The following is a 17,930-nucleotide window of genomic DNA, read 5'->3' on the forward strand; positions in this document are numbered from 1 at the left end:
GAACGGGCGCGGGGGCGGTCACCGGCCGCCCCCGACTCCCCTGCCCGCGCGCCGGGTTCACCTTCCGTTCGCCGTGCAACCTTCTCCGCGTCGTATGTGTCTCCTATGTGAGCCCTCACACCTCGTACGCCATTGGCTCCACGTACGCGACCAAGGAGAATTTTGTGGGCATACGCACCATGCTGACCGTGGCCGTGTGTGCCGCCACGGCGCTGACCGGCGGCGTGGCCGTCGCGGCGCCGGGGGGCGCGCACGCGGGCACGGCCGGGGGAACGGCGGCCACCACCGTCCGCGAGGACTTCAACGGGGACGGGTATCAGGACGTCGTCGTCGGCGCGCCCAACGCCCCGGTCGACGGACAGCTCTACGCCGGTTACATCACCGTCGCCTACGGCTCCGCCCAGGGCCTGGGCCCCGCGCACACGACGACCATCGACCAGAGCACGCCGGGGGTGCCGGGCGACCCCGGCGAGGGCCACGGCTTCGGCTTCCGGATGATCCCCGCCGACCTGGACCACGACGGCCTGACGGACCTCGCGCTCTACACCAGCGAACCGGTCCCGGAGCAGAACAACTTCGGCTCCGTCATCATCCTGTGGGGCCGCGAGAGCGGTCTGTCGGGCGAGGGCGCGGTACGGATTCCGGGCCCCGCGAACAACGACATCGGGAACAACGTCATCGCCGGCGACTTCGACGGCGACGGCGACACGGACCTGATGATGGCGCACGGCTGGGGCGACGGGGACCTCGAACAACGAAGCGTGCTGTACGGGCCGTTCAGCCGGGCCGGGGAGCCGGTGCGCGAGCAGCGGGTGACCATGTTCACCTCGGACAACTTCATGTCCGATCCCGCTGTCGGCGACTTCAACGGCGACGGCATCGACGACCTGTGCACCTTCTTCAGCTACGAGGAGCACGCCGAGGGGGGAAGTTTCTGGGCGGGCACCCCCGAGGGCCTGTCCACGGCCTCCACCCCGCTGCCCTCCGGCTCGTCCCCGGCGGTCGGTGACTTCGACGGGGACGGCAAGGACGATCTCGCCGTACGGGTGGTGCCGAACGGCATCTACGAGGACTTCCCCACGGACCCGGGCACCGTCAAGATCTACTACGGCTCCGCATCCGGTCCGAGCACCACCCGGACCAAGGTCATCACCCAGGACACCGCGGGCGTCCCGGGGGTGAGCGAGAAGGGCGACCAGTTCGGCGCCCGGCTCGGCGCGGGCGACGTGGACGGCGACGGGTACGCCGACCTGGCGGTGGGCGTACCGTTCGAGGCCCTGGAGGCCAAGGCGGGCGCGGGCGCGGTGGTCCTGCTGAAGGGCGGGCCCGGCGGGCTGACCGGCACCGGCGCCAAGTCGTTCCACCAGGACACGGCGGGCATGCCCGGGGTGGCGGAGAAGGGCGATCACTTCGGGGCCGCGGTGCGGCTGCTGGACGTCACCGGGGACGGCAGGGCGGAGCTGACGGCCGGTGCGCCGGACGAGGACCTGGAGGCGGTCGCGGACGGCGGCGCGGTGTGGTCGCTGCGCGGCACCCCGACGGGGCTGACGACGACCGGCGCCCTCGCCTTCAACCCGGTGGACCTGGGCATCCTGGTGAAGAAGGCCCGCTTCGGCCTGAATCTGTCGGGTGACAACGGGGCCGGGCTCTACAGCTACTGAGCCACGGCCGAGGGGCCCGTTCCGCAGGCGCGGAACGGGCCCCTCACACGTTTCGCCCTCCGGGCGTCAGGCGCGCTCGTCGCGGCCCTTGGCCTCGCGCTCGGCGTTCCGCTCCTTGATGCGGATGTTCTCCTTGCGGACGTCCGCCTGGGTGGCGCGCTCCTTCCGGAGCCACTCGGGGTTGTCCTGCTTCAGGGCGTCGATCTGCTCGGTGGTCAGCGCCTCGGTGACCCCGCCGCGGGCCAGGCCCGAGATGGAGACACCCAGCTTGGACGCGACGACCGGGCGGGGGTGCGGGCCGTTGTTCCGCAGGTCGCGCAGCCACTGGGGCGGATCGGCCTGGAGGGCCGCCAGCTCGGCGCGCGAGACGACACCCTCCTGGAATGCGGCGGGGGTGGCGTCGAGATACACACCCAGCTTCTTCGCCGCGGTCGCGGGCTTCATCGTCTGGGCGGTCTGGTGGGACTTCATGGGGTCCAGGGTATCCAGCGCGTGCGGCGCCCTCGACCACGGCCGGTAACCTGGCGGGGTGACAGGCCCCGAAGCAACCCCCTCGTTCCGGCTGGCGTACGTCCCCGGAGTGACCCCCGCCAAATGGGTGCGGATATGGAACGAGCGCCTGCCCGACATCCCCCTCACCCTCGTCCAGGTCCCCGCGCACGGCGCCCAGGAGCTGCTGCGCGCCGGTGAGGCCGACGCGGCGTTCCTCCGGCTGCCGGTGGCGGGCACGGATCTCAGCGCGATCCCGCTGTACACGGAGACCACGGTCGTCGTGGTCCCCAAGGACCACCTGATCGCGGCGGTGGACGAGCTGTCGGTCGCGGAGCTGGCCGACGAGACCGTGCTCCACCCGATGGACGACGCCCTGCCCTGGGAGCGGCTGCCCGGCCGCCCCGCGCTGGAGCGGCCGGCGACCACGGGGGACGCGATCGAACTGGTCGCGGCGGGAATCGGGGTCCTCGTGGTCCCCCAGTCGCTGGCCCGGCTGCATCACCGCAAGGACCTGACGTACCGGACGCTGACGGACGCGCCGGAGTCGCGCGTCGCGCTGTCCTGGCCGCAGGAGAAGACCACCGACCAGGTGGAGGACTTCATCGGCATCGTCCGCGGCCGTACGGTGAACAGCTCGCGCGGCCGGGCGGGCGCGGCACCCGCGGCTCAGCCGAAGGCGAAGACCAAGGACCGGGCCAAGGACGGGGCCAAGGGCAGGCGCGCTTCCGGTACGGGGTCGGGGAAGGGCTCCCGGGGCGGCGCGGGTGGCTCCGGTGGCTCCAGGACCGCCAAGGGCGCTCGCGGCGCCGCCGCCAAGCGCGGGAAGCCTCGCCGGAGGCCGTGACCGGGCCTTTGTCGGACCCGCCTGGCAGCATCGGGGAGCATGACGCACACCGAACGCCCGATGCCGCCGCTCGACGCCGACGAGCGCACCGGCCTGGAGAGCTGGCTCGACTTCTACCGGGCCACCCTGGCCCAGAAGTGCGCGGACCTCACCGAGGAGCAGGCGCGCGGTGCCTCCGTACCGCCGTCGTCGCTGACGCCGATGGGGCTGGTCCAGCATCTCGCGGAGGTCGAGCGGAACTGGTTCCGGCGCATCCTGACCGGTGCGGACGTGCCGCAGCTGTACGGCCCGCCGGCCGGTCCGGGGGTCCACACCGGAGGATTCGGCCTGGCCGGGGACGCCACGTTCGCCGATGCGCTGGCGGTCTGGCGGGCGGAGGTCGCCGTGTGCCGCGCGGTCTGCGCCGAGCGGTCGCCGGAGGACTCGGCGCCCTTCATGGGCGGCGAGGTGAAGCTCCGCTGGATCTACCACCACATGATCGGCGAGTACGCCCGCCACTGCGGTCACGCCGATCTGCTCCGGGAGCGGATCGACGGGAGCACCGGTGTCTGACGGGCCGGGCGTCGGGGCGGTCCGGGCGGATGTCAGGATGGTCGTATGACGAGTCAGGTTTTCTTCGACATCACCATCGACGACGCGCCCGCCGGGCGGATCGTCTTCAATCTGTTCGACGACATCGTTCCCAAGACCGCCGAGAACTTCCGCCAGCTGGCGACCGGCCAGAACGGCTTCGGTTACAAGGGCTCCTCCTTCCACCGGGTCATCCCGCAGTTCATGCTCCAGGGCGGCGACTTCACGCGCGGCGACGGCACGGGCGGCAAGAGCATCTACGGCGAGAAGTTCGCCGACGAGAACTTCAAGCTGGCGCACACCAAGCCGGGCCTGCTCTCCATGGCCAACGCCGGTCCGAACACGAACGGTTCGCAGTTCTTCGTCACCACGATCGTGACGTCCTGGCTGGACGGCAAGCACGTCGTCTTCGGCGAGGTCGCCGACGAGGACAGCATGGCCCTGGTCAAGCGCATCGAGGGCCTCGGCTCGCAGAGCGGCCGCACCCAGGCGAAGGTCACCATCGCGGACTCCGGCACCCTCTGATCCCGGTTCCCGGCTGACCGAACGCGCCGTCCGACGTCTCCCGTCGGGCGGCGCGTTTCCGCATTCGGAAACACGTTCACTGTCAACCATCGGTTGACACCTGGCGGCTGTCAACTTACGGTTGACACATGACGAATCCCGTAACGCCGTCGCAGCCCGTCCGTCTGGACGACCTGATCGCGGCCATCAAGAAGGTGCACTCCGACGCCCTGGACCAGCTCCAGGACGCCGTCATCGCCGCCGACCACCTCGGCGACGTCGCCGACCATCTGATCGGCCACTTCGTGGACCAGGCGCGCCGCTCCGGCGCCTCCTGGACCGACATCGGCAAGAGCATGGGCGTGACCCGGCAGGCCGCCCAGAAGCGCTTCGTCGCCAAGGACCCCGGCGAGGGCACCGCCCTCGACCCGAGCCAGGGCTTCGGCCGCTTCACGCAGCGCGCCAAGAACGTGGTGATGGCCGCCCAGAACGAGGCCCGGGCCGCCGGCAACCCCGAGATCGGCACCGAACACCTCGTCCTCGGCCTGCTCAGCGAGCCCGAAGCCCTCGCGGCCGCGTTCATCAAGGCCCAGGGCGTGGTCCTGGACTCCGTCCGGCAGGCGGCCACCGAGGCGCTGCCCCCGGCCGCCGAGGGCGAGCTCCCCGAACTGATCCCGTACAACGGAGACGCGCGCAAGGCGCTGGAGCTCACCTTCCGCGAGGCCCTGCGGATGGGGCACAACTACATCGGCACCGAGCACATCCTGCTCGCCCTGCTGGAGCACGAGGACGGCTCCGGCGTGCTCAGCGGCCTCGGCATCGACAAGGCGGCCGCCGAGCGGGCCATCGCCGAGGCGCTGTCGATCCTCACGGCGGGAAAGCAGGCGCCGTAGCGGGGCGGCCCCCGCTACTCCAGGCGCAGGCTCCAGCGGCGGGAGCGGCCGGTGAGAGTGACGGTGGAGAGCGGGCCGACGTCGACGTTCCAGTACGTGGACGGCGGGGCCTTCAGCGCATAGACGAGGGCCGCCCGGACGACGGCGGGTTCTGCGACGGCGACGATCGCGCCGTCGCAGGCGGGGCGGGTGTCCAGCCAGCCGCCTATCCGTGAGATGAACGCCAGCAGCGGTTCGCCGCCGTGCGGCGCGGAGCGCGGGTCGGCCAGCCAGGCGTCCACGGCCGCCGGTTCCCGGGCGGTGACCTCGGCGAGCGTACGGCCCCGCCAGCGTCCCATGTCGCAGTCGCGCAGTGCGGGCTGGACGAGCGGGTGGAAGCCCAGCGCCTCACCGGTGGCGCGGCTGCGCGGAGTCGGTGAGCAGTAGCGCAGCTCGGCGGCGGCCAGCGGTGCCAGGGCCGGGGCGGCGAACTGCACCGCGTACCAGCCGGCCTCGTCGAGCGGCCGTTCGTCGTCGAAGCGCTCGCCGAGCAGGGCGGAGCCGCGCGCCGCGGCGAGGAGCGTGACCCGAACACTCATGGCCGCGATCGTGAGGCGGATCGCGACGCGGGTCAAGGGGTCGTTCGCGCACTCCTACGCCCGAGTAGGGATCAGGGCGGCGGGCGTACCCTCCCAGGCCGTACGCAGCCGGCGTACGCCCTCCGTGATCTCCGGCGGTCCGGCGACCGAGGCGAAGCTCAGGCGGATGTGCGGGGCCGGGGGCTCGGCGGAGAAGTACGGGCGCCCCGGCGCGACGGCCACGCCCGCGCGCAGGGCCTCCTGGACCATCGCGGACTCGCCCGTGCCCGCATCGGAGCCGGGCAGGGTCAGCCAGAGATAGCCGCCGCCGGACGGGATGTGCGGGAGGCCGAGGCCCGGCAGGGCCGTCCGCAGCGCCGCCGTCATCGCCGTGCGGCGGGCGCCCAGCCCGGCGGACACGGCGCGCAGGTGGCGGGCCCAGGCGGGCGAGCCGACCAGTTCGAGCGCGGCCTCCTGGAGCGGCCGGGGCACGAAGAAGCTGTCCACCACCTGGATGGAGCGCAGCCGCTCCAGGGCCGGGCCCCGGGCGGCCAGCGCGCCGACCCGCAGGCTGGGCGAGGCGGCCTTGGTGAGCGAGCGGATGTGGACGACGACGCCGTCCGGGTCGTCGGCGGCCAGCGGCGCCGGGAGCGGGCCCGCGTCGTCGTGCGCGAGGAGGCGGGCGAAGTCGTCCTCGATGACGAAGGCCCCCGCCTCCCGGGCGATCCGGACGACCTCGGGGCGCCGGGCCGGCGAGAGCACCGTGCCCGTCGGGTTCTGGAACAGCGGCTGGCAGACGAAGACCCGGGCCCCGGTCGCCCGGAAGGCGGCCGCCAGCAGATCGGGCCGGACGCCCTCGGAGTCCACCGGGACCGGCACCGGCCGCAGCCCGGCCGCGCGGGCGGCCGCCAGCATGCCGGGGTAGGTCGGCGACTCGACCAGCACGGGCGCGCCGGGCGGGGCGAGGGCGCGCAGCGCGGTCGCCAGGGCGCTCTGCCCGCCCGCGGTGATCAGCACATCGGCGGCGCCGAGCGCGGGGCCGATGTCGCGGGCGAACCAGGCGCGCAGCTCGGTGAGCCCGTCGACCGGCGGGCGGCTCCACGCGCCCGGGCGGCGGCCGGCCCGGGCCAGGGCGGCGGCCAGGGCCCGTTCGGGCTGGAGCGAGGCGTGCAGATAGCCGCCGTTGAGCTCGATGACGCCGGTGGGCGGGGGGACGAGGCTGACCAGGAGGCCGGACGCGTCGACGCTGCGGGGCACCGCCTCCGGGGAGCCGTCGCCGCTGAGCGAGACCTCCTGCCAGGAGGTGTCACCGGCCGGGGGCGCCGGACGGGCGGCCGGCTGCGCCCGGTAGGCGCCGGAGCCCGGGCGGGTCACCACGAGCCCTTCGGCGGCGAGCTGGGCGACGGCCCGCGACACGGTCACGGGGCTCGCCCGGAAGCGCTCGACCAGGGCCCGGCTGGACGGCAGCTTCTCACCCGGGGAGTAGCGGTCCAGCTCGGACCGCAGAGCTGTGACCAGTTCTGTCACACTGCTACGCTCATACATGAGAGCAGAGAGTAGCGCTACTGCGCCGAACACGATAGCGGTCGCCCCCGTCGAGGACAGCCCGCACCCGTCCGCTCCGGCCGCCGCCCCGGCCCGCCGGGGCACGCTGCTCGCGCTGCTGGGCGTGGTGACGTTCTCGCTGACCTTCCCCTCCACCGCCTGGGGCCTGGAGAGCTTCGGCCCCTGGTCCCTGGTCGCGCTGCGCGGCCTGCTCGCGGCGGTGCTGTCCGGCGGTTTCCTGCTCGCGGCCCGGGTGCGGGTGCCGGCCCGGGAGCACTGGGCGGGGCTCGCCGTCGTGGCCGGCGGGGTGGTCGTCGGCTTCCCGCTGCTGACGACGCTGGCGCTGCGGACGTCCACGACCTCGCACGCCGCGGTGGTCGTGGGGCTGCTCCCGCTGACCACGGCGGTCTTCTCCTCGCTGCGGACCGGGGCGCGCCCGCCCCGCGCCTTCTGGGCGGCGGCGGTGGCCGGGGCGGCCGTGGTGATCGCCTTCACCGTGGCGCAGAGCGGCGGGGCGCTGTCGGCCGGGGACCTCTTCCTGTTCGGCGCGCTCCTGGTGTGCGCGGCCGGGTACACGGAGGGCGGCAGGCTGGCGAAGGTGCTGCCGGGCTGGCAGGTGACCGGCTGGGCGCTGATCCTCACCCTGCCGCTCAACCTGGCGGGCGCCGCCGTCGCGCTGGCGTACGAGCCGGTGCGGCTCGGCGCGCACGGGGTCGCCGGTCTTGTCTGGGTGGCGGCCGGCTCCACGTTCCTCGGGCTGTACGTCTGGTACCGGGGCATGGCCGAGATCGGGGTCGCCCGGGCCAGCCAGCTCCAGCTCGCACAGCCGCTGCTGACGCTGTGCTGGTCGTTCTTCCTGCTCGGCGAGGAGGTCGCGGCGGCGGCCCCGGCGGCGGCCGTCGCGGTCCTGGTCTGCATCGCGCTCACCCAGCGCGCGACGCGCACCCGGTCCTAGACTGGTCAGCAGCACGGCACGCAACGCCACCCCGAGGAGGTCACTCCCCCATGGAGGCACACAAGGGCGACCGGCTGCTGACGCACGGCAGGACCGTGGGGCAGCACGACCGGGTCGCGGAGATCGTGGAAGTGCTCGGAGACCGGGGCACTCCCCCGTACCGCGTCCGCTTCGACGACGGACACGAACATCTGCTCGCACCGGGCCCCGACACCGTCGTCCAGCACACGGGCTGCGCGGCGGGCCGGGACGCGGACATCACGTAACCCTCAGCGCGGCGGCCGCGCGCGTGACCGGTAGTGGTCGGCGACCAGCCGGTCCATCGCGCCGATCCGGTCCGCCGCCACGCTCTTCGCCGAGAAGTACGCGTGCCCGCGGACCTGGTCGTGGCGGGCCGCGAGGTCGATGTGGCGGGACAGCTCCGCCGGGTCCTGCCAGGCGGCGGGCTGGGCCGGGTCGCCGCACTTGTACAGCGCCTCGCCGATGAACAGGTCGACGCCCGTCCCGCGTACCGTGTCGGACCACCACGGCACGAGCTCGGCGTAGTCGGCGGCGGCGTTGCCGATGTGCCAGTACAGCTGCGGGACGATGTAGTCCAGCCAGCCCTTCCTGATCCAGCCGCGGGTGTCCGCGTACAGATCGTCGTACGTCTGCACCCCCGCCCGCGTCCGCGAGCCCGTCGGGTCCGTGTCCGCGTTGCGCCAGACGCCGAAGGGGCTGATACCGAAGCGGACGCCGGGCTTCAGCGCCTTGACGCGCTCGGACATCTCGCGCACCAGCCGGTCCGTGTTGTCGCGGCGCCAGGCCGCCCGGTCCGGGAAGCCGGCGCCGTACTTCTCGTAGGCGGCGCCGTCCGCGAAGCTCTGGCCGGCCACCGGATACGGGTAGAAGTAGTCGTCCCAGTGCACCGCGTCGATGTCGTAGCGGCGGACCGCGTCGAGCATCGCGTCCAGGACGAAGGCCCGGACCTCCGGCAGGCCCGGGTTGTAGTAGAGCTTGCCGCCGTACGGGAGCACCCAGCCGGGATTGCGGCGCGCGGGGTGGGCGGCGGTCAGCCGGGACGGGTCGGTGTGATTGGCGACCCGGTACGGGTTGAACCAGGCGTGCAGCTCCAGGCCCCGGTCGTGCGCCTCCCGGACGGCGGTGTCCAGCGGGTCCCAGCCGGGGTCCTTGCCCTGCGTCCCGGTCAGGCACTCGGCCCACGGCTCGTACGCCGAGGGCCACAGCGCGTCGGCGGTCGGGCGGACCTGGAGGATCACCGCGTTCAGCTTCCGCGCCACCGCCCGGTCGAGCAGGGCGGTCAGCTCGTCCCGCTGCGCGGCGGCGGACAGGCCCGGCCTCGACGGCCAGTCCGTGTTGGCGACGGTCGCCACCCACACGCCGCGCAGCTCGCGCCGCACCACATCGCGCCCGGCAGGGGCCCCCGGCCACCCCCGCGCCCGCCGGGGCCGCGCGGCCGCGTCACCGGCCACCGTCGCCGCGCCCACCACCCCGGCGACCGTCCCGGCCGCACCCGTGACGAACCCTCTCCGGGCCATACCTCGCATCGCGTCGCACCCGCTCTCTCTCCGTACACGTCGAAGCCCTGCCGTATCCCCGCATTCCGGGCACAGGGGGTGTCCAGAGCCGAGCATGCCCGCCCCGGCCTGCTATCCCCGGTAAGGCGCGGAGTAACGTCGGGGAGTCGTGGTGGACCCCGGAACCAGACGGAAGCCGCCGAACGGGAACAGCGAAAGGCACGAGGTGACGGACTCTATGGCCGACATTGCACGCGTCGGAGTGGTGGGCTGCGGCCAGATGGGCGCCGGCATCGCGGAGGTCTGCGCGCGCAGCGGCCTCGACGTCAAGGTGGCCGAGACGACCGGCGAGGCGCTGGAGATCGGCCGGACCCGGCTCCACAACTCCCTGTCGAAGGCCGCCGAGCGCGGCAAGATCACGGCGGCGGAGCGCGACGAGACCCTGGCCCGGCTCACCTTCACCACGGACCTCGGCGAATTCGCCGACCGCGACCTCGTCATCGAGGCCGTCGTGGAGAACGAGCAGGTCAAGACCGAGATCTTCCAGGTGCTCGACCAGGTGGTGACCCGCCCGGACGCGATCCTGGCCTCCAACACCTCCTCGATCCCGCTGGTGAAGCTGGCCGTCGCGACCTCCCGCCCGGACCAGGTCATCGGCATCCACTTCTTCAACCCGGCGCCGGTGCAGAAGCTGGTGGAGCTGATCCCCGCGCTGACCACCTCGGACGAGACGATCAAACGCTCGGAGGCCATGGTCCAGGACATACTGGGCAAGCACCCCATCCGCGCCCAGGACCGCTCCGGCTTCGTCGTCAACGCGCTGCTGATCCCGTACCTCCTCTCGGCGATCCGGATGTTCGAGTCGGGCATCGCCAGCCGCGAGGACATCGACAACGGCATGGAGATGGGCTGCGCCCACCCGATGGGCCCGCTCAAGCTCGCGGACCTCATCGGCCTGGACACGGTCGCCTCGGTCGCCGACTCGATGTACGCCGAGTACAAGGAGCCGCTGTACGCCGCTCCCCCGCTGCTCCAGCGGATGGTGGACGCGGGCCGGCTGGGCCGGAAGTCGGGGTCGGGGTTCTACCCGTACGGCTGACGGTCCGGGGCCGTACGCGCGGGGGCCGCGGCGCCCTCGCGCGTACGGGTCCGGCTCAGCCCTGTCGTAAGTGGTGCAGCATCAGCAGGGCGGCCGCCATGCCCGCCGCCGGGATCTCGCCGGCGGCCATCAGGTCCGGGACCAGCTTCAGGGGGACCCACTCGCGGCGTGAGGACTCGAAGGCGTCGCGCGGCTCGCCGGTCCAGTGCGCCTCCTCGGACCAGTAGAAGTGGTGCCGGGCGTCGGTGAGGCCGTTGGACGGTTCCACGGTCAGGAGCGGGTGGAGGGGGCCGGGGCGCCAGCCGGTCTCCTCCTCCATCTCGCGGGCGGCCGCCGCCGGCAGGGACTCGCCGTCCTCCACCACGCCCGCCGCCAGCTCCCAGCCCCAGCTGTCGGTGATGAAGCGGTGCCGCCACAGCAGCAGCACCTCGTTCGCCGCGTTGACGACGGTGGCCGCCGCCACCGGGCGCAGCCGGATCACGAAGTGGTCGAGCCGGCCGCCGTCGGGCAGCTCGACATCGGCCAGATTGACCCGGAACCACGGGTTCTCATACACGGGTTGTTCGTTCAGGTTCGTCCACTGCACGGTTCTGCCGCCTTTCGATCGTTGGTGGCGGTATCGCAGCAGACTTCGGCTCACAGCGGTACGCGCAGCGCCCCCTCCACGCGCTCGGCGGCCCGTTCCGCGTCGGCGCTCCCGCTGGCGGCCAGCTCCGCGCGGACCGCGCGCAGCCGGTCGCGCAGCCGCTGCGACTCCATGCCCCGGGCCCGGTCCGCCATCTCGACCGCCGTGGCCGCGGCCCGGTCCGCCTCGCCCAGGCGCAGCTCGACCGTGGTGAGCATGGCGAGGCGGTGGACCCGGCCCCGGTCGTGCGCGGGGGTCCGGACCGCGGCGACCGCGTGCTCCCGGGCCGCCGGCAGGTCCCCGAGGCTCAGCAGCGCCTCCGCCACCTGCACATCGACAAGGCCCGGCTGCACATAGCCGGTCTCGTCCGGCTCCCGGCCCGGCCGGATGCGGGCGGCCTCCGACTCGGCGCGGCCGATGCACGCCAGCGCGCCCGCCCGGTCGCCGAGCCGCGCGTACGCCTTGGCCTGCATCGCGTGCAGGTCGGCGGCGAGCGCGGGCGTGATATCGCGGCCGGCCGCGCGCAGGGCCGCTTCCGCGAAGGCGACGGACTGGCGGAACTCGGCGAGGAACAGCGACTGGTTGACCAGCAGCGCGATCACATAGCCGCCGAGCGCCCGGTCCCCGCTCGCCTTGGCCAGCCGCAGCGCCTGGTGGAAGTAGCGCTGCGCCAGGCCGTGCGCGTCGGAGTCGTAGGCGCAGATGCCCGCGACGGCCACCAGCGCGCCCGTCGCGCGGTGCAGCTGACGGCCCGTCGCATCGCTGTAGCCGCCGCGCAGCAGCGGGGCGGCCCCGGCGTTGAGGAAGCCGACGACACGTGCCCGCGTGGCGATCCCGCCCGCCCTTCGGTACATCAGTTCGTAGTGGTCACGGGCGGCCCGCAGTGTTGCCAGGTCGGCCGCGCCGACCCGGGGCGGCCCGGCCCGCGACACATCGGCGTCCTCCGGCGGGTTCTCCCACTCCCAGACGGGCATCACGGCACCGGTCCCGGTGACGGCCGGGGCGGCGACGACGTGCGGGCGCTGCCGGGCGTCGCAGCGCCACACCGCGGTGGCCCGGTCCACGAAGCCGGTGAGCGAGGAGCCCTGGACGGGCGGGCGGCCGGCGTCAGGGGCCGCCATGCCGATGTCGTCCAGCGAAACGGCCCGGCGCAGGCGGTTTCCCAGCACCTCGCAGATCAGGTCGGGCACCTGGCCGCGCGGGCGCTGGCCCTTCAGCCAGCGGGCGACGGCGGTGTGTTCGTAACGCAGTCCGAGACCGCGCGCACGGCCGGCCCGGTTCACATGGGCGGCCAGTCCCGCCCGGGAGACGCCGGCCTCCTCGATCAGGGCCTCCAGCGCGGTGTTGGGCTCCCTTGGCCCCATGTCCCCCTCCGGTGGTTCGGCACGCCAGGACGTGTCGCCCCAGTGGAGCACGATTCACACGGGGTGTGAACGGAATGCCCGAACCGTCCCGCCGCGCACGCTGCCGGAGCGGCCCCGGGCTCGCTTGAATGATTCCCCTCGCAGGGCGCGGACGGGCCGTCTGCTCCCCCTCGTACAGCAGGACGGCCCGCATCCGCGCAGTCCACCCGCCGGCCTGCCCGACACTCCACGGCGGGGGCGGACGGCGAGCACACAGGAGGGGCGCATCCGGTGGCCGGATGCGCCCCTCCTCCGTACAGCGGGGTGGTCCTACGCTCCGCGCAGCACCGCGCCCGTACGTTCGGCGGCCAGGGCCACCGCCGCGTCACGGGCGGCGCTCGCCTCGTCGACCGTCAGGGTGCGGTCGGCGGCGCGGAAGCGCAGCGCGTACGCCAGGGACTTGTTGCCCGCGCCGATCTGCTCGCCCGTGAAGACGTCGAACAGCCGCAGCGACTCCAGGAGTTCGCCCGCGCCCTCGCGGAGCGCGCGCTCCACGTCGGCGGCGGGCACGTCCTGGCCGACGACCAGCGCGACGTCCTGGGTCGCCACCGGGAAGGCGGAGATCCGCGGGGCCCGCAGCACGCCGTCGACGGCCTGCTCCAGGATGTCGAGGTCGACCTCCATGGCGCAGGTGCGCTCGGGCAGGTGGAGCTCCTTGATGACGCGCGGGTGCAGCTCGCCCGCGTGCCCGAACAGGGTCTCCTCGCCGGCCACGGTCACATACAGCGCGGCGCAGCGGCCCGGGTGCCAGGGGGCGTGCCGGTCGGCGCGGACGGTGACCTCGACCCCGGCCTCGCGGGCGATGGTACGCGCGGCCTCGACGGAGTCCGCCCAGTCGGCCGGGCGGCCCTTGCCCCACCAGCCGGCCTGCTCGCGGGCGCCGGCCAGCACGACGGCGGCGCAGCGCGGCTGGCGCGGCAGCGCGGCGTCGAGCGAGGCGATGTCCTGCTCCGAGGGGCGCCGGTCGACGGGCAGCCGGACGGGCTTGGTCTCGTCGCCCGTCGGCCTGAAGACGAGGCCGGTCTCGAAGAGTGCGAGGTCGTGGCTGCCGCGGCCGTCGTTGCGCCGCAGTGCGCCGAGGAGGCCCGGCAGCAGCGTGGTTCGCAGCGAGGGCTCCTCGTCGGAGAGCGGGTTGACGAGCTTGACCGTGCGGCGGCGGGCGTCGTCCGCCTCCAGGCCGAGCTGGTCGAGGACCGCCTCGCCGATGAACGGGTAGTTCAGCGCCTCGACGTAGCCCGCGCCCACGAGGGCCCGGCCGACGCGGCGGTGCAGCCGCTGACGGTCGGTGAGGCCGCGGCCGGAGGGCGGCGTCGGGAGGGTGGAGGGCAGGTTCTCGTAGCCCTCCAGGCGGATGACCTCTTCGGCCAGGTCGTTGGGCTCGGTGAGGTCGGGGCGCCAGGACGGCGTGGTGACCAGGAGCTCGTCCTGCCCGTAGACGTCGCAGCCGACCTCCTGGAGGCGGCGGACCACGGTCTCGCGGCCGTAGGCGACACCGGCGACCTTGTCGGGGTGGTCGGCCGGCATCGTGATGGTGCGGGGCGCGGACGGGGCGGTGACCTCGGTGACGCCCGCCTCGGCGGTGCCGCCGGCCAGGAGGACCAGCAGGTCGACGGTGCGCTGCGCGGCAGCGGCGGCGGCCTGCGGGTCGACGCCGCGCTCGAAGCGCTTGGACGCCTCGGAGGGCAGCTTGTGGCGGCGCGCGGTGCGGGCGATCGAGATCGCGTCGAAGTGCGCGGCCTCGATGACGACCTCGGCGGTGTGCGCGCCCTCGGCCGCGTCGGCGATCTCCGTGTCGGCTCCGCCCATGACGCCCGCGAGGCCGATGGGGCCGCGGTTGTCGGTGATGACGAGGTCGCCGGAGTCCAGGACCCGGACCGCGCCGTCGAGCGTGGTGAGCTTCTCGCCCTGCTCGGCACGGCGGACGCCGATCGGGCCGTCGATGCGGGACCGGTCGTAGGCGTGCAGCGGCTGGCCCAGTTCGAGCATCACGTAGTTGGTGACGTCGACGGCGAGCGAGATCGGCCGCATGCCCGCCTTCTGGAGCCGGCGCTGCATCCAGATCGGGGTACGGGCCTCGGGCTGGAGTCCGGTGACGGTGCGCGCGGTGAAGCGGGAGCAGCCGGCCGGGTCGGAGACCTTGACCGGGTAGCCGTACGCGTTGGGCGCGGGCACGTCCAGGAGCGCCGGGTCGCGCAGCGGCAGGCCGTAGGCGGTGGCGGTCTCGCGGGCGACGCCGCGCATGGACAGGCAGTAGCCGCGGTCGGGCGTGACGGCGATGTCCAGGATCTCGTCGCGGAGCTCCAGGAGCTCGATCGCGTCGGTGCCGACCTCGTACTCGGGCGGGAGCACGATGATGCCGTGGGTGCCGTCGTCGCCCATGCCGAGTTCGTCGGCGGAGCAGATCATGCCGTGCGAGGTCTTGCCGTACGTCTTGCGGGCGGCGATCGCGAAGTCGCCGGGGAGCACGGCGCCGGGCAGGACCACGACGACCTTGTCGCCGACGGCGAAGTTACGGGCGCCGCAGACGATCTCCTGCGGCGCGCCGGTGCCGTTGGCCGAGCCGACGTCGACCGTGCAGAAGCGGATCGGCTTCTTGAAGCCCTCCAGCTCCTCGATGGTCAGCACCTGTCCGACGACCAGCGGGCCGGTGAGGCCGGCGCCGGTCTGCTCGACCGTCTCGACCTCCAGGCCGACGGCGACCAGCTTGGCCTGCACATCGCGGCCGGTCTCGGTGGCCGGCAGGTCGACGTATTCCCGCAGCCAGGAAAGCGGGACGCGCATCAGATCTCCATCCCGAAGGGCCGGGTGAACCGGACGTCACCTTCGACCATGTCTCGCATGTCTTCGACGTTGTGGCGGAACATCAGCATCCGTTCGATGCCGAACCCGAAGGCGAATCCGCTGTACTTCTGGGGGTCGACGCCGCAGGCGGTGAGCACCTTGGGGTTGACCATGCCGCAGCCGCCGAGCTCGATCCAGCCCTCGCTGCCGCAGGTGCGGCAGGGGCGGTCCGGGTTGCCGACGGAGGCGCCGCGGCAGACGTAGCAGACCATGTCCATCTCGGCGGACGGCTCGGTGAACGGGAAGAAGTTCGGCCGCAGCCGGGTCTTCATGTCCGGGCCGAAGAGCGCCTGGACCATGTGGTCGAGGGTGCCCTTCAGATCGGCCATGGTCAGGCCCTCGTCCACGGCGAGCAGCTCGATCTGGTGGAAGACCGGGGTGTGCGTGGCGTCGAGCTCGTCGGTGCGGTAGACGCGGCCGGGGCAGACGACGTAGACCGGGGGCTCGCGGTCGAGCAGGGTGCGGGCCTGGACCGGGGAGGTGTGCGTACGCAGCACGACACCGGACTCGTCGTTCTTCGCGCCGTCGGGGCCCTGGACGAAGAAGGTGTCCTGCATCTGCCGGGCCGGGTGGTCGGGCACGAAGTTGAGGGCGTCGAAGTTGAACCACTCGGCCTCGGCCTCGGGGCCCTCGGCGATCTCGTAGCCCATGGCCACGAAGACGTCGGCGACGCGCTCCATGAAGGTCGTCAGCGGGTGGCGTGCGCCGGCCGGGGTGCGGTCGTAGGGCAGGGTGACGTCCACCGCCTCCTCGACCAGCACGCGGGCGTCACGCTCAGCCTCCAGCTCCGTCTGGCGGGCCGCGAGGGCGCGGCCGACGGCGGCGCGGGCCTGGCCGACGCGCTTGCCGGCCTCGGCCTTGGCCTGCGGGGGCAGTGCGCCGATCTCGCGGTTGGCGAGCGACAGCGGCGAGGTGCCGCCGGTGTGCGCCGTCTTCGCGTGGGCGAGCGCTTCGAGGTCACCCGCGGCGGCGAAGGCGGCGAGCGCCTCGTCCCGGATGCGCTCGATCTCTTCCGGTTTCAGTGCCTCGACCTCGACTGGGTCGTACGACTTGTTCGGTGCCGACATCTCTTCCCGTACTTCCGATTGGCTGAGTGCTGCGCTTGCCGGGGGATACTCCCGGACCCCCGTGACCTCGCTCGAAGACCGGAGGACGCAAAGGTGCCAAGGGTCGAGTCTAAGGGGCGCGGGGCGGGTGGGGCGCCCGTGGGCCGGTCGGCCTCAACTGAGATAGGCCGGCGTGCTCACGGGCAGCATAAATCGGAACTCCGCGCCGCCTCCGGGGCCGCGGCCGACCGTGATGGTGCCGCCGTGGGCCTCGACGATGCCCTTGACGATGTAGAGGCCCAGGCCCGTGCCGCCGCGCTTGCTGCCCCGCCAGAAGCGGGTGAAGACACGGCTCATCGACTCCTCGGGGATGCCGGGACCTTCGTCGCTCACGGTGACGGCCGCTCCCCTCTCGTCGCTCTTCGCCGGTGCGGGTGCCACGTCGATGGTGACAGTTCCCTCACCGTGCCGCACCGCGTTTTCCAGCAGGTTGCCCAGCACCTGGTCGACCTTGTCCGGGTCGGCCCACACCGCGGGCAGCGGTTGCAGGGTGCGGACGAGGAAGCGGCCGGGGTCCTGGCCGGCCGCGGTGTGCGCCTGGACGTGGCGCTCGACGGCGGCGGACAGGTCGACGGGCTGGCGGCGCAGCTCCAGGCGGCCGGAGTCGATCCGGGAGATGTCCAGGAGCTCGGTGATGAGCCGGGTGACCCGGTTGGCGTCGGCGTACACCGTCTCCAGCATCAGGCGCTTCTGGTCGTCGGTGAACCGCTCCCATTTGGCCAGGAGCGTCGCCGTGAAGCCCTTGACCGAGGTGAGCGGCGAGCGCAGTTCGTGGGCGACGGTCGCGATGAGCTCGGCATTGCTGCGCTCGGTGCGGCGGCGGGCCTCGGTGCCGCGCAGGCTGACGACCAGGCGGCGGACCGGTCCGGTGGGGGTCTCGCGCACATAGCGGGCGGAGACCAGCACCTCACGCCCGCCGGGCAGCAGCAGATTGCGTTCGGGCTGACCGGTCCGGGTGGCGAGGCCGCCGTAGGGGTCGGTCAGCTCCCACCAGCGGCGGCCCTTGAGGTCCTCCAGCGGCAGCACCTGCTCGACGGGGCGGCCGAGGGCGGCGGCCTCCGGCACTGCGGTGATGCGGACGGCGGCGGCGTTGAAGCAGATGATCCGGCCGGTCCCGTCCGCGACGACGAGCCCGTCCGGCAGATCGTCGGGGTCCAGCCCGAGGCCGCCCACGTCCGCGACGCCCGCCCGTGCCGCACGCGGTCCGCTCATGCCGACAGCCATTCCGTACCCCACTCTCGAACCGGTGCAGTGGGCCCCCGAGTTGGCCACCCTACTAGGGGTCGGTGACGGAGCGACACCCTGTGGCGGCTCTCCG

17 protein-coding genes are annotated in these 17,930 nt (G+C 73.4%); 8 read left to right on the forward strand and 9 right to left on the reverse strand.

Going from position 1 to position 17,930, the window contains the following annotated elements; genetic code table 11:
* The first annotated feature begins 164 nt into the window (after positions 1-164).
* On the forward strand, positions 165-1,661 hold the full coding sequence (locus tag OG338_RS03675; RefSeq protein ID WP_405935936.1) for an FG-GAP repeat protein: 1,497 nt from the start codon (positions 165-167) through the stop codon (positions 1,659-1,661).
* 66 nt (positions 1,662-1,727) lie between these two features.
* On the opposite strand, the gene OG338_RS03680 is transcribed toward OG338_RS03675, so the two are convergent.
* Positions 1,728-2,132, reverse strand: a complete 405-nt coding sequence (locus OG338_RS03680; RefSeq protein ID WP_405935937.1) for a DUF5997 family protein — start codon at positions 2,130-2,132, stop codon at positions 1,728-1,730.
* Positions 2,133-2,190: 58 nt separating this feature from the next.
* Here OG338_RS03680 and OG338_RS03685 point away from each other — a divergent pair, with 58 nt between their 5' ends.
* The 4 genes from OG338_RS03685 (at position 2,191) to OG338_RS03700 (ending at position 4,964) form a co-directional block, all read left to right on the forward strand.
* Positions 2,191-2,997 (forward strand): LysR family substrate-binding domain-containing protein, encoded by an 807-nt coding sequence (locus OG338_RS03685; protein ID WP_405935938.1) that lies wholly within the window; start codon positions 2,191-2,193, stop codon positions 2,995-2,997.
* A 39-nt stretch (positions 2,998-3,036) separates the two neighbouring features.
* On the forward strand, positions 3,037-3,549 hold the full coding sequence (locus OG338_RS03690; protein WP_405935939.1) for a DinB family protein: 513 nt from the start codon (positions 3,037-3,039) through the stop codon (positions 3,547-3,549).
* A gap of 45 nt (positions 3,550-3,594) precedes the next feature.
* The gene (locus OG338_RS03695) at positions 3,595-4,092 is read left to right on the forward strand and encodes a peptidylprolyl isomerase (protein ID WP_405935940.1); all 498 of its coding nucleotides are present in this window, start codon (positions 3,595-3,597) and stop codon (positions 4,090-4,092) included.
* Positions 4,093-4,220: 128 nt separating this feature from the next.
* The gene (locus tag OG338_RS03700) at positions 4,221-4,964 is read left to right on the forward strand and encodes a Clp protease N-terminal domain-containing protein (protein WP_405935941.1); all 744 of its coding nucleotides are present in this window, start codon (positions 4,221-4,223) and stop codon (positions 4,962-4,964) included.
* Between the two features lie 14 nt (positions 4,965-4,978).
* Here OG338_RS03700 and OG338_RS03705 read toward each other — a convergent pair whose 3' ends face one another.
* The gene (locus tag OG338_RS03705; RefSeq protein WP_405935942.1) at positions 4,979-5,542 is read right to left on the reverse strand and encodes a histidine phosphatase family protein; all 564 of its coding nucleotides are present in this window, start codon (positions 5,540-5,542) and stop codon (positions 4,979-4,981) included.
* Positions 5,543-5,596: 54 nt separating this feature from the next.
* Positions 5,597-7,066, reverse strand: coding sequence for a PLP-dependent aminotransferase family protein (locus OG338_RS03710; protein WP_405935943.1), 1,470 nt, complete (start codon positions 7,064-7,066; stop codon positions 5,597-5,599).
* Here OG338_RS03710 and OG338_RS03715 point away from each other — a divergent pair.
* Complete coding sequence (locus OG338_RS03715; RefSeq protein ID WP_405935944.1) at positions 7,065-8,021, forward strand: DMT family transporter; 957 nt, start codon at positions 7,065-7,067, stop codon at positions 8,019-8,021. The genes OG338_RS03710 and OG338_RS03715 overlap by 2 nt on opposite strands.
* A gap of 50 nt (positions 8,022-8,071) precedes the next feature.
* Positions 8,072-8,287, forward strand: a complete 216-nt coding sequence (locus OG338_RS03720; protein WP_018103803.1) for a DUF1918 domain-containing protein — start codon at positions 8,072-8,074, stop codon at positions 8,285-8,287.
* Positions 8,288-8,290: 3 nt separating this feature from the next.
* On the opposite strand, the gene OG338_RS03725 is transcribed toward OG338_RS03720, so the two are convergent.
* Positions 8,291-9,559, reverse strand: coding sequence for a glycoside hydrolase family 10 protein (locus tag OG338_RS03725; RefSeq protein ID WP_405935945.1), 1,269 nt, complete (start codon positions 9,557-9,559; stop codon positions 8,291-8,293).
* A 217-nt stretch (positions 9,560-9,776) separates the two neighbouring features.
* On the opposite strand from OG338_RS03725, the gene OG338_RS03730 reads away from it, so the two are divergent.
* On the forward strand, positions 9,777-10,637 hold the full coding sequence (locus tag OG338_RS03730) for a 3-hydroxybutyryl-CoA dehydrogenase (protein WP_405935946.1): 861 nt from the start codon (positions 9,777-9,779) through the stop codon (positions 10,635-10,637).
* A 55-nt stretch (positions 10,638-10,692) separates the two neighbouring features.
* On the opposite strand, the gene OG338_RS03735 is transcribed toward OG338_RS03730, so the two are convergent.
* The 5 genes from OG338_RS03735 to OG338_RS03755 form a co-directional block, all read right to left on the reverse strand.
* Positions 10,693-11,223 carry an NUDIX domain-containing protein gene (locus tag OG338_RS03735; protein WP_405935947.1) on the reverse strand — a complete coding sequence of 177 codons (531 nt, stop codon included), beginning with the start codon at positions 11,221-11,223 and terminating at the stop codon, positions 10,693-10,695.
* Positions 11,224-11,273: 50 nt separating this feature from the next.
* Positions 11,274-12,626, reverse strand: a complete 1,353-nt coding sequence (locus OG338_RS03740; protein ID WP_405935948.1) for a transcriptional regulator — start codon at positions 12,624-12,626, stop codon at positions 11,274-11,276.
* 309 nt (positions 12,627-12,935) lie between these two features.
* Positions 12,936-15,446, reverse strand: coding sequence for a phenylalanine--tRNA ligase subunit beta (pheT, locus tag OG338_RS03745; RefSeq protein WP_405935949.1), 2,511 nt, complete (start codon positions 15,444-15,446; stop codon positions 12,936-12,938).
* Positions 15,446-16,573 carry a phenylalanine--tRNA ligase subunit alpha gene (gene pheS / locus OG338_RS03750; RefSeq protein WP_405935950.1) on the reverse strand — a complete coding sequence of 376 codons (1,128 nt, stop codon included), beginning with the start codon at positions 16,571-16,573 and terminating at the stop codon, positions 15,446-15,448. Before pheS ends, pheT begins: the two co-directional genes overlap by 1 nt.
* A 153-nt stretch (positions 16,574-16,726) precedes the next feature.
* A complete protein-coding gene (locus OG338_RS03755; protein ID WP_405935951.1) occupies positions 16,727-17,836 on the reverse strand; it encodes an ATP-binding protein in 1,110 nt (369 codons plus the stop codon).
* Positions 17,837-17,930 lie beyond the last annotated feature (94 nt).

It is taken from the genome of Streptomyces sp. NBC_00726, assembly GCF_045161735.1.
GTDB lineage: Bacteria > Actinomycetota > Actinomycetes > Streptomycetales > Streptomycetaceae > Streptomyces.

What these genes read in the sequence shown, in the direction of transcription:
- OG338_RS03680 (WP_405935937.1), bottom strand. Translation starts at nt 2,132, where the DNA reads ATGAAGTCCCACCAGACCGCCCAGACGATGAAGCCCGCGACCGCGGCG.
- OG338_RS03690 (WP_405935939.1), top strand. Translation starts at nt 3,037, where the DNA reads ATGACGCACACCGAACGCCCGATGCCGCCGCTCGACGCCGACGAGCGC.
- OG338_RS03695 (WP_405935940.1), top strand. Translation starts at nt 3,595, where the DNA reads ATGACGAGTCAGGTTTTCTTCGACATCACCATCGACGACGCGCCCGCC.
- OG338_RS03700 (WP_405935941.1), top strand. Translation starts at nt 4,221, where the DNA reads ATGACGAATCCCGTAACGCCGTCGCAGCCCGTCCGTCTGGACGACCTG.
- OG338_RS03705 (WP_405935942.1), bottom strand. Translation starts at nt 5,542, where the DNA reads ATGAGTGTTCGGGTCACGCTCCTCGCCGCGGCGCGCGGCTCCGCCCTG.
- OG338_RS03715 (WP_405935944.1), top strand. Translation starts at nt 7,065, where the DNA reads ATGAGAGCAGAGAGTAGCGCTACTGCGCCGAACACGATAGCGGTCGCC.
- OG338_RS03710 (WP_405935943.1), bottom strand. Translation starts at nt 7,066, where the DNA reads ATGTATGAGCGTAGCAGTGTGACAGAACTGGTCACAGCTCTGCGGTCC.
- OG338_RS03720 (WP_018103803.1), top strand. Translation starts at nt 8,072, where the DNA reads ATGGAGGCACACAAGGGCGACCGGCTGCTGACGCACGGCAGGACCGTG.
- OG338_RS03725 (WP_405935945.1), bottom strand. Translation starts at nt 9,559, where the DNA reads ATGGCCCGGAGAGGGTTCGTCACGGGTGCGGCCGGGACGGTCGCCGGG.
- OG338_RS03730 (WP_405935946.1), top strand. Translation starts at nt 9,777, where the DNA reads ATGGCCGACATTGCACGCGTCGGAGTGGTGGGCTGCGGCCAGATGGGC.
- OG338_RS03740 (WP_405935948.1), bottom strand. Translation starts at nt 12,626, where the DNA reads ATGGGGCCAAGGGAGCCCAACACCGCGCTGGAGGCCCTGATCGAGGAG.
- pheT (WP_405935949.1), bottom strand. Translation starts at nt 15,446, where the DNA reads ATGCGCGTCCCGCTTTCCTGGCTGCGGGAATACGTCGACCTGCCGGCC.
- pheS (WP_405935950.1), bottom strand. Translation starts at nt 16,573, where the DNA reads ATGTCGGCACCGAACAAGTCGTACGACCCAGTCGAGGTCGAGGCACTG.
- OG338_RS03755 (WP_405935951.1), bottom strand. Translation starts at nt 17,836, where the DNA reads ATGGCTGTCGGCATGAGCGGACCGCGTGCGGCACGGGCGGGCGTCGCG.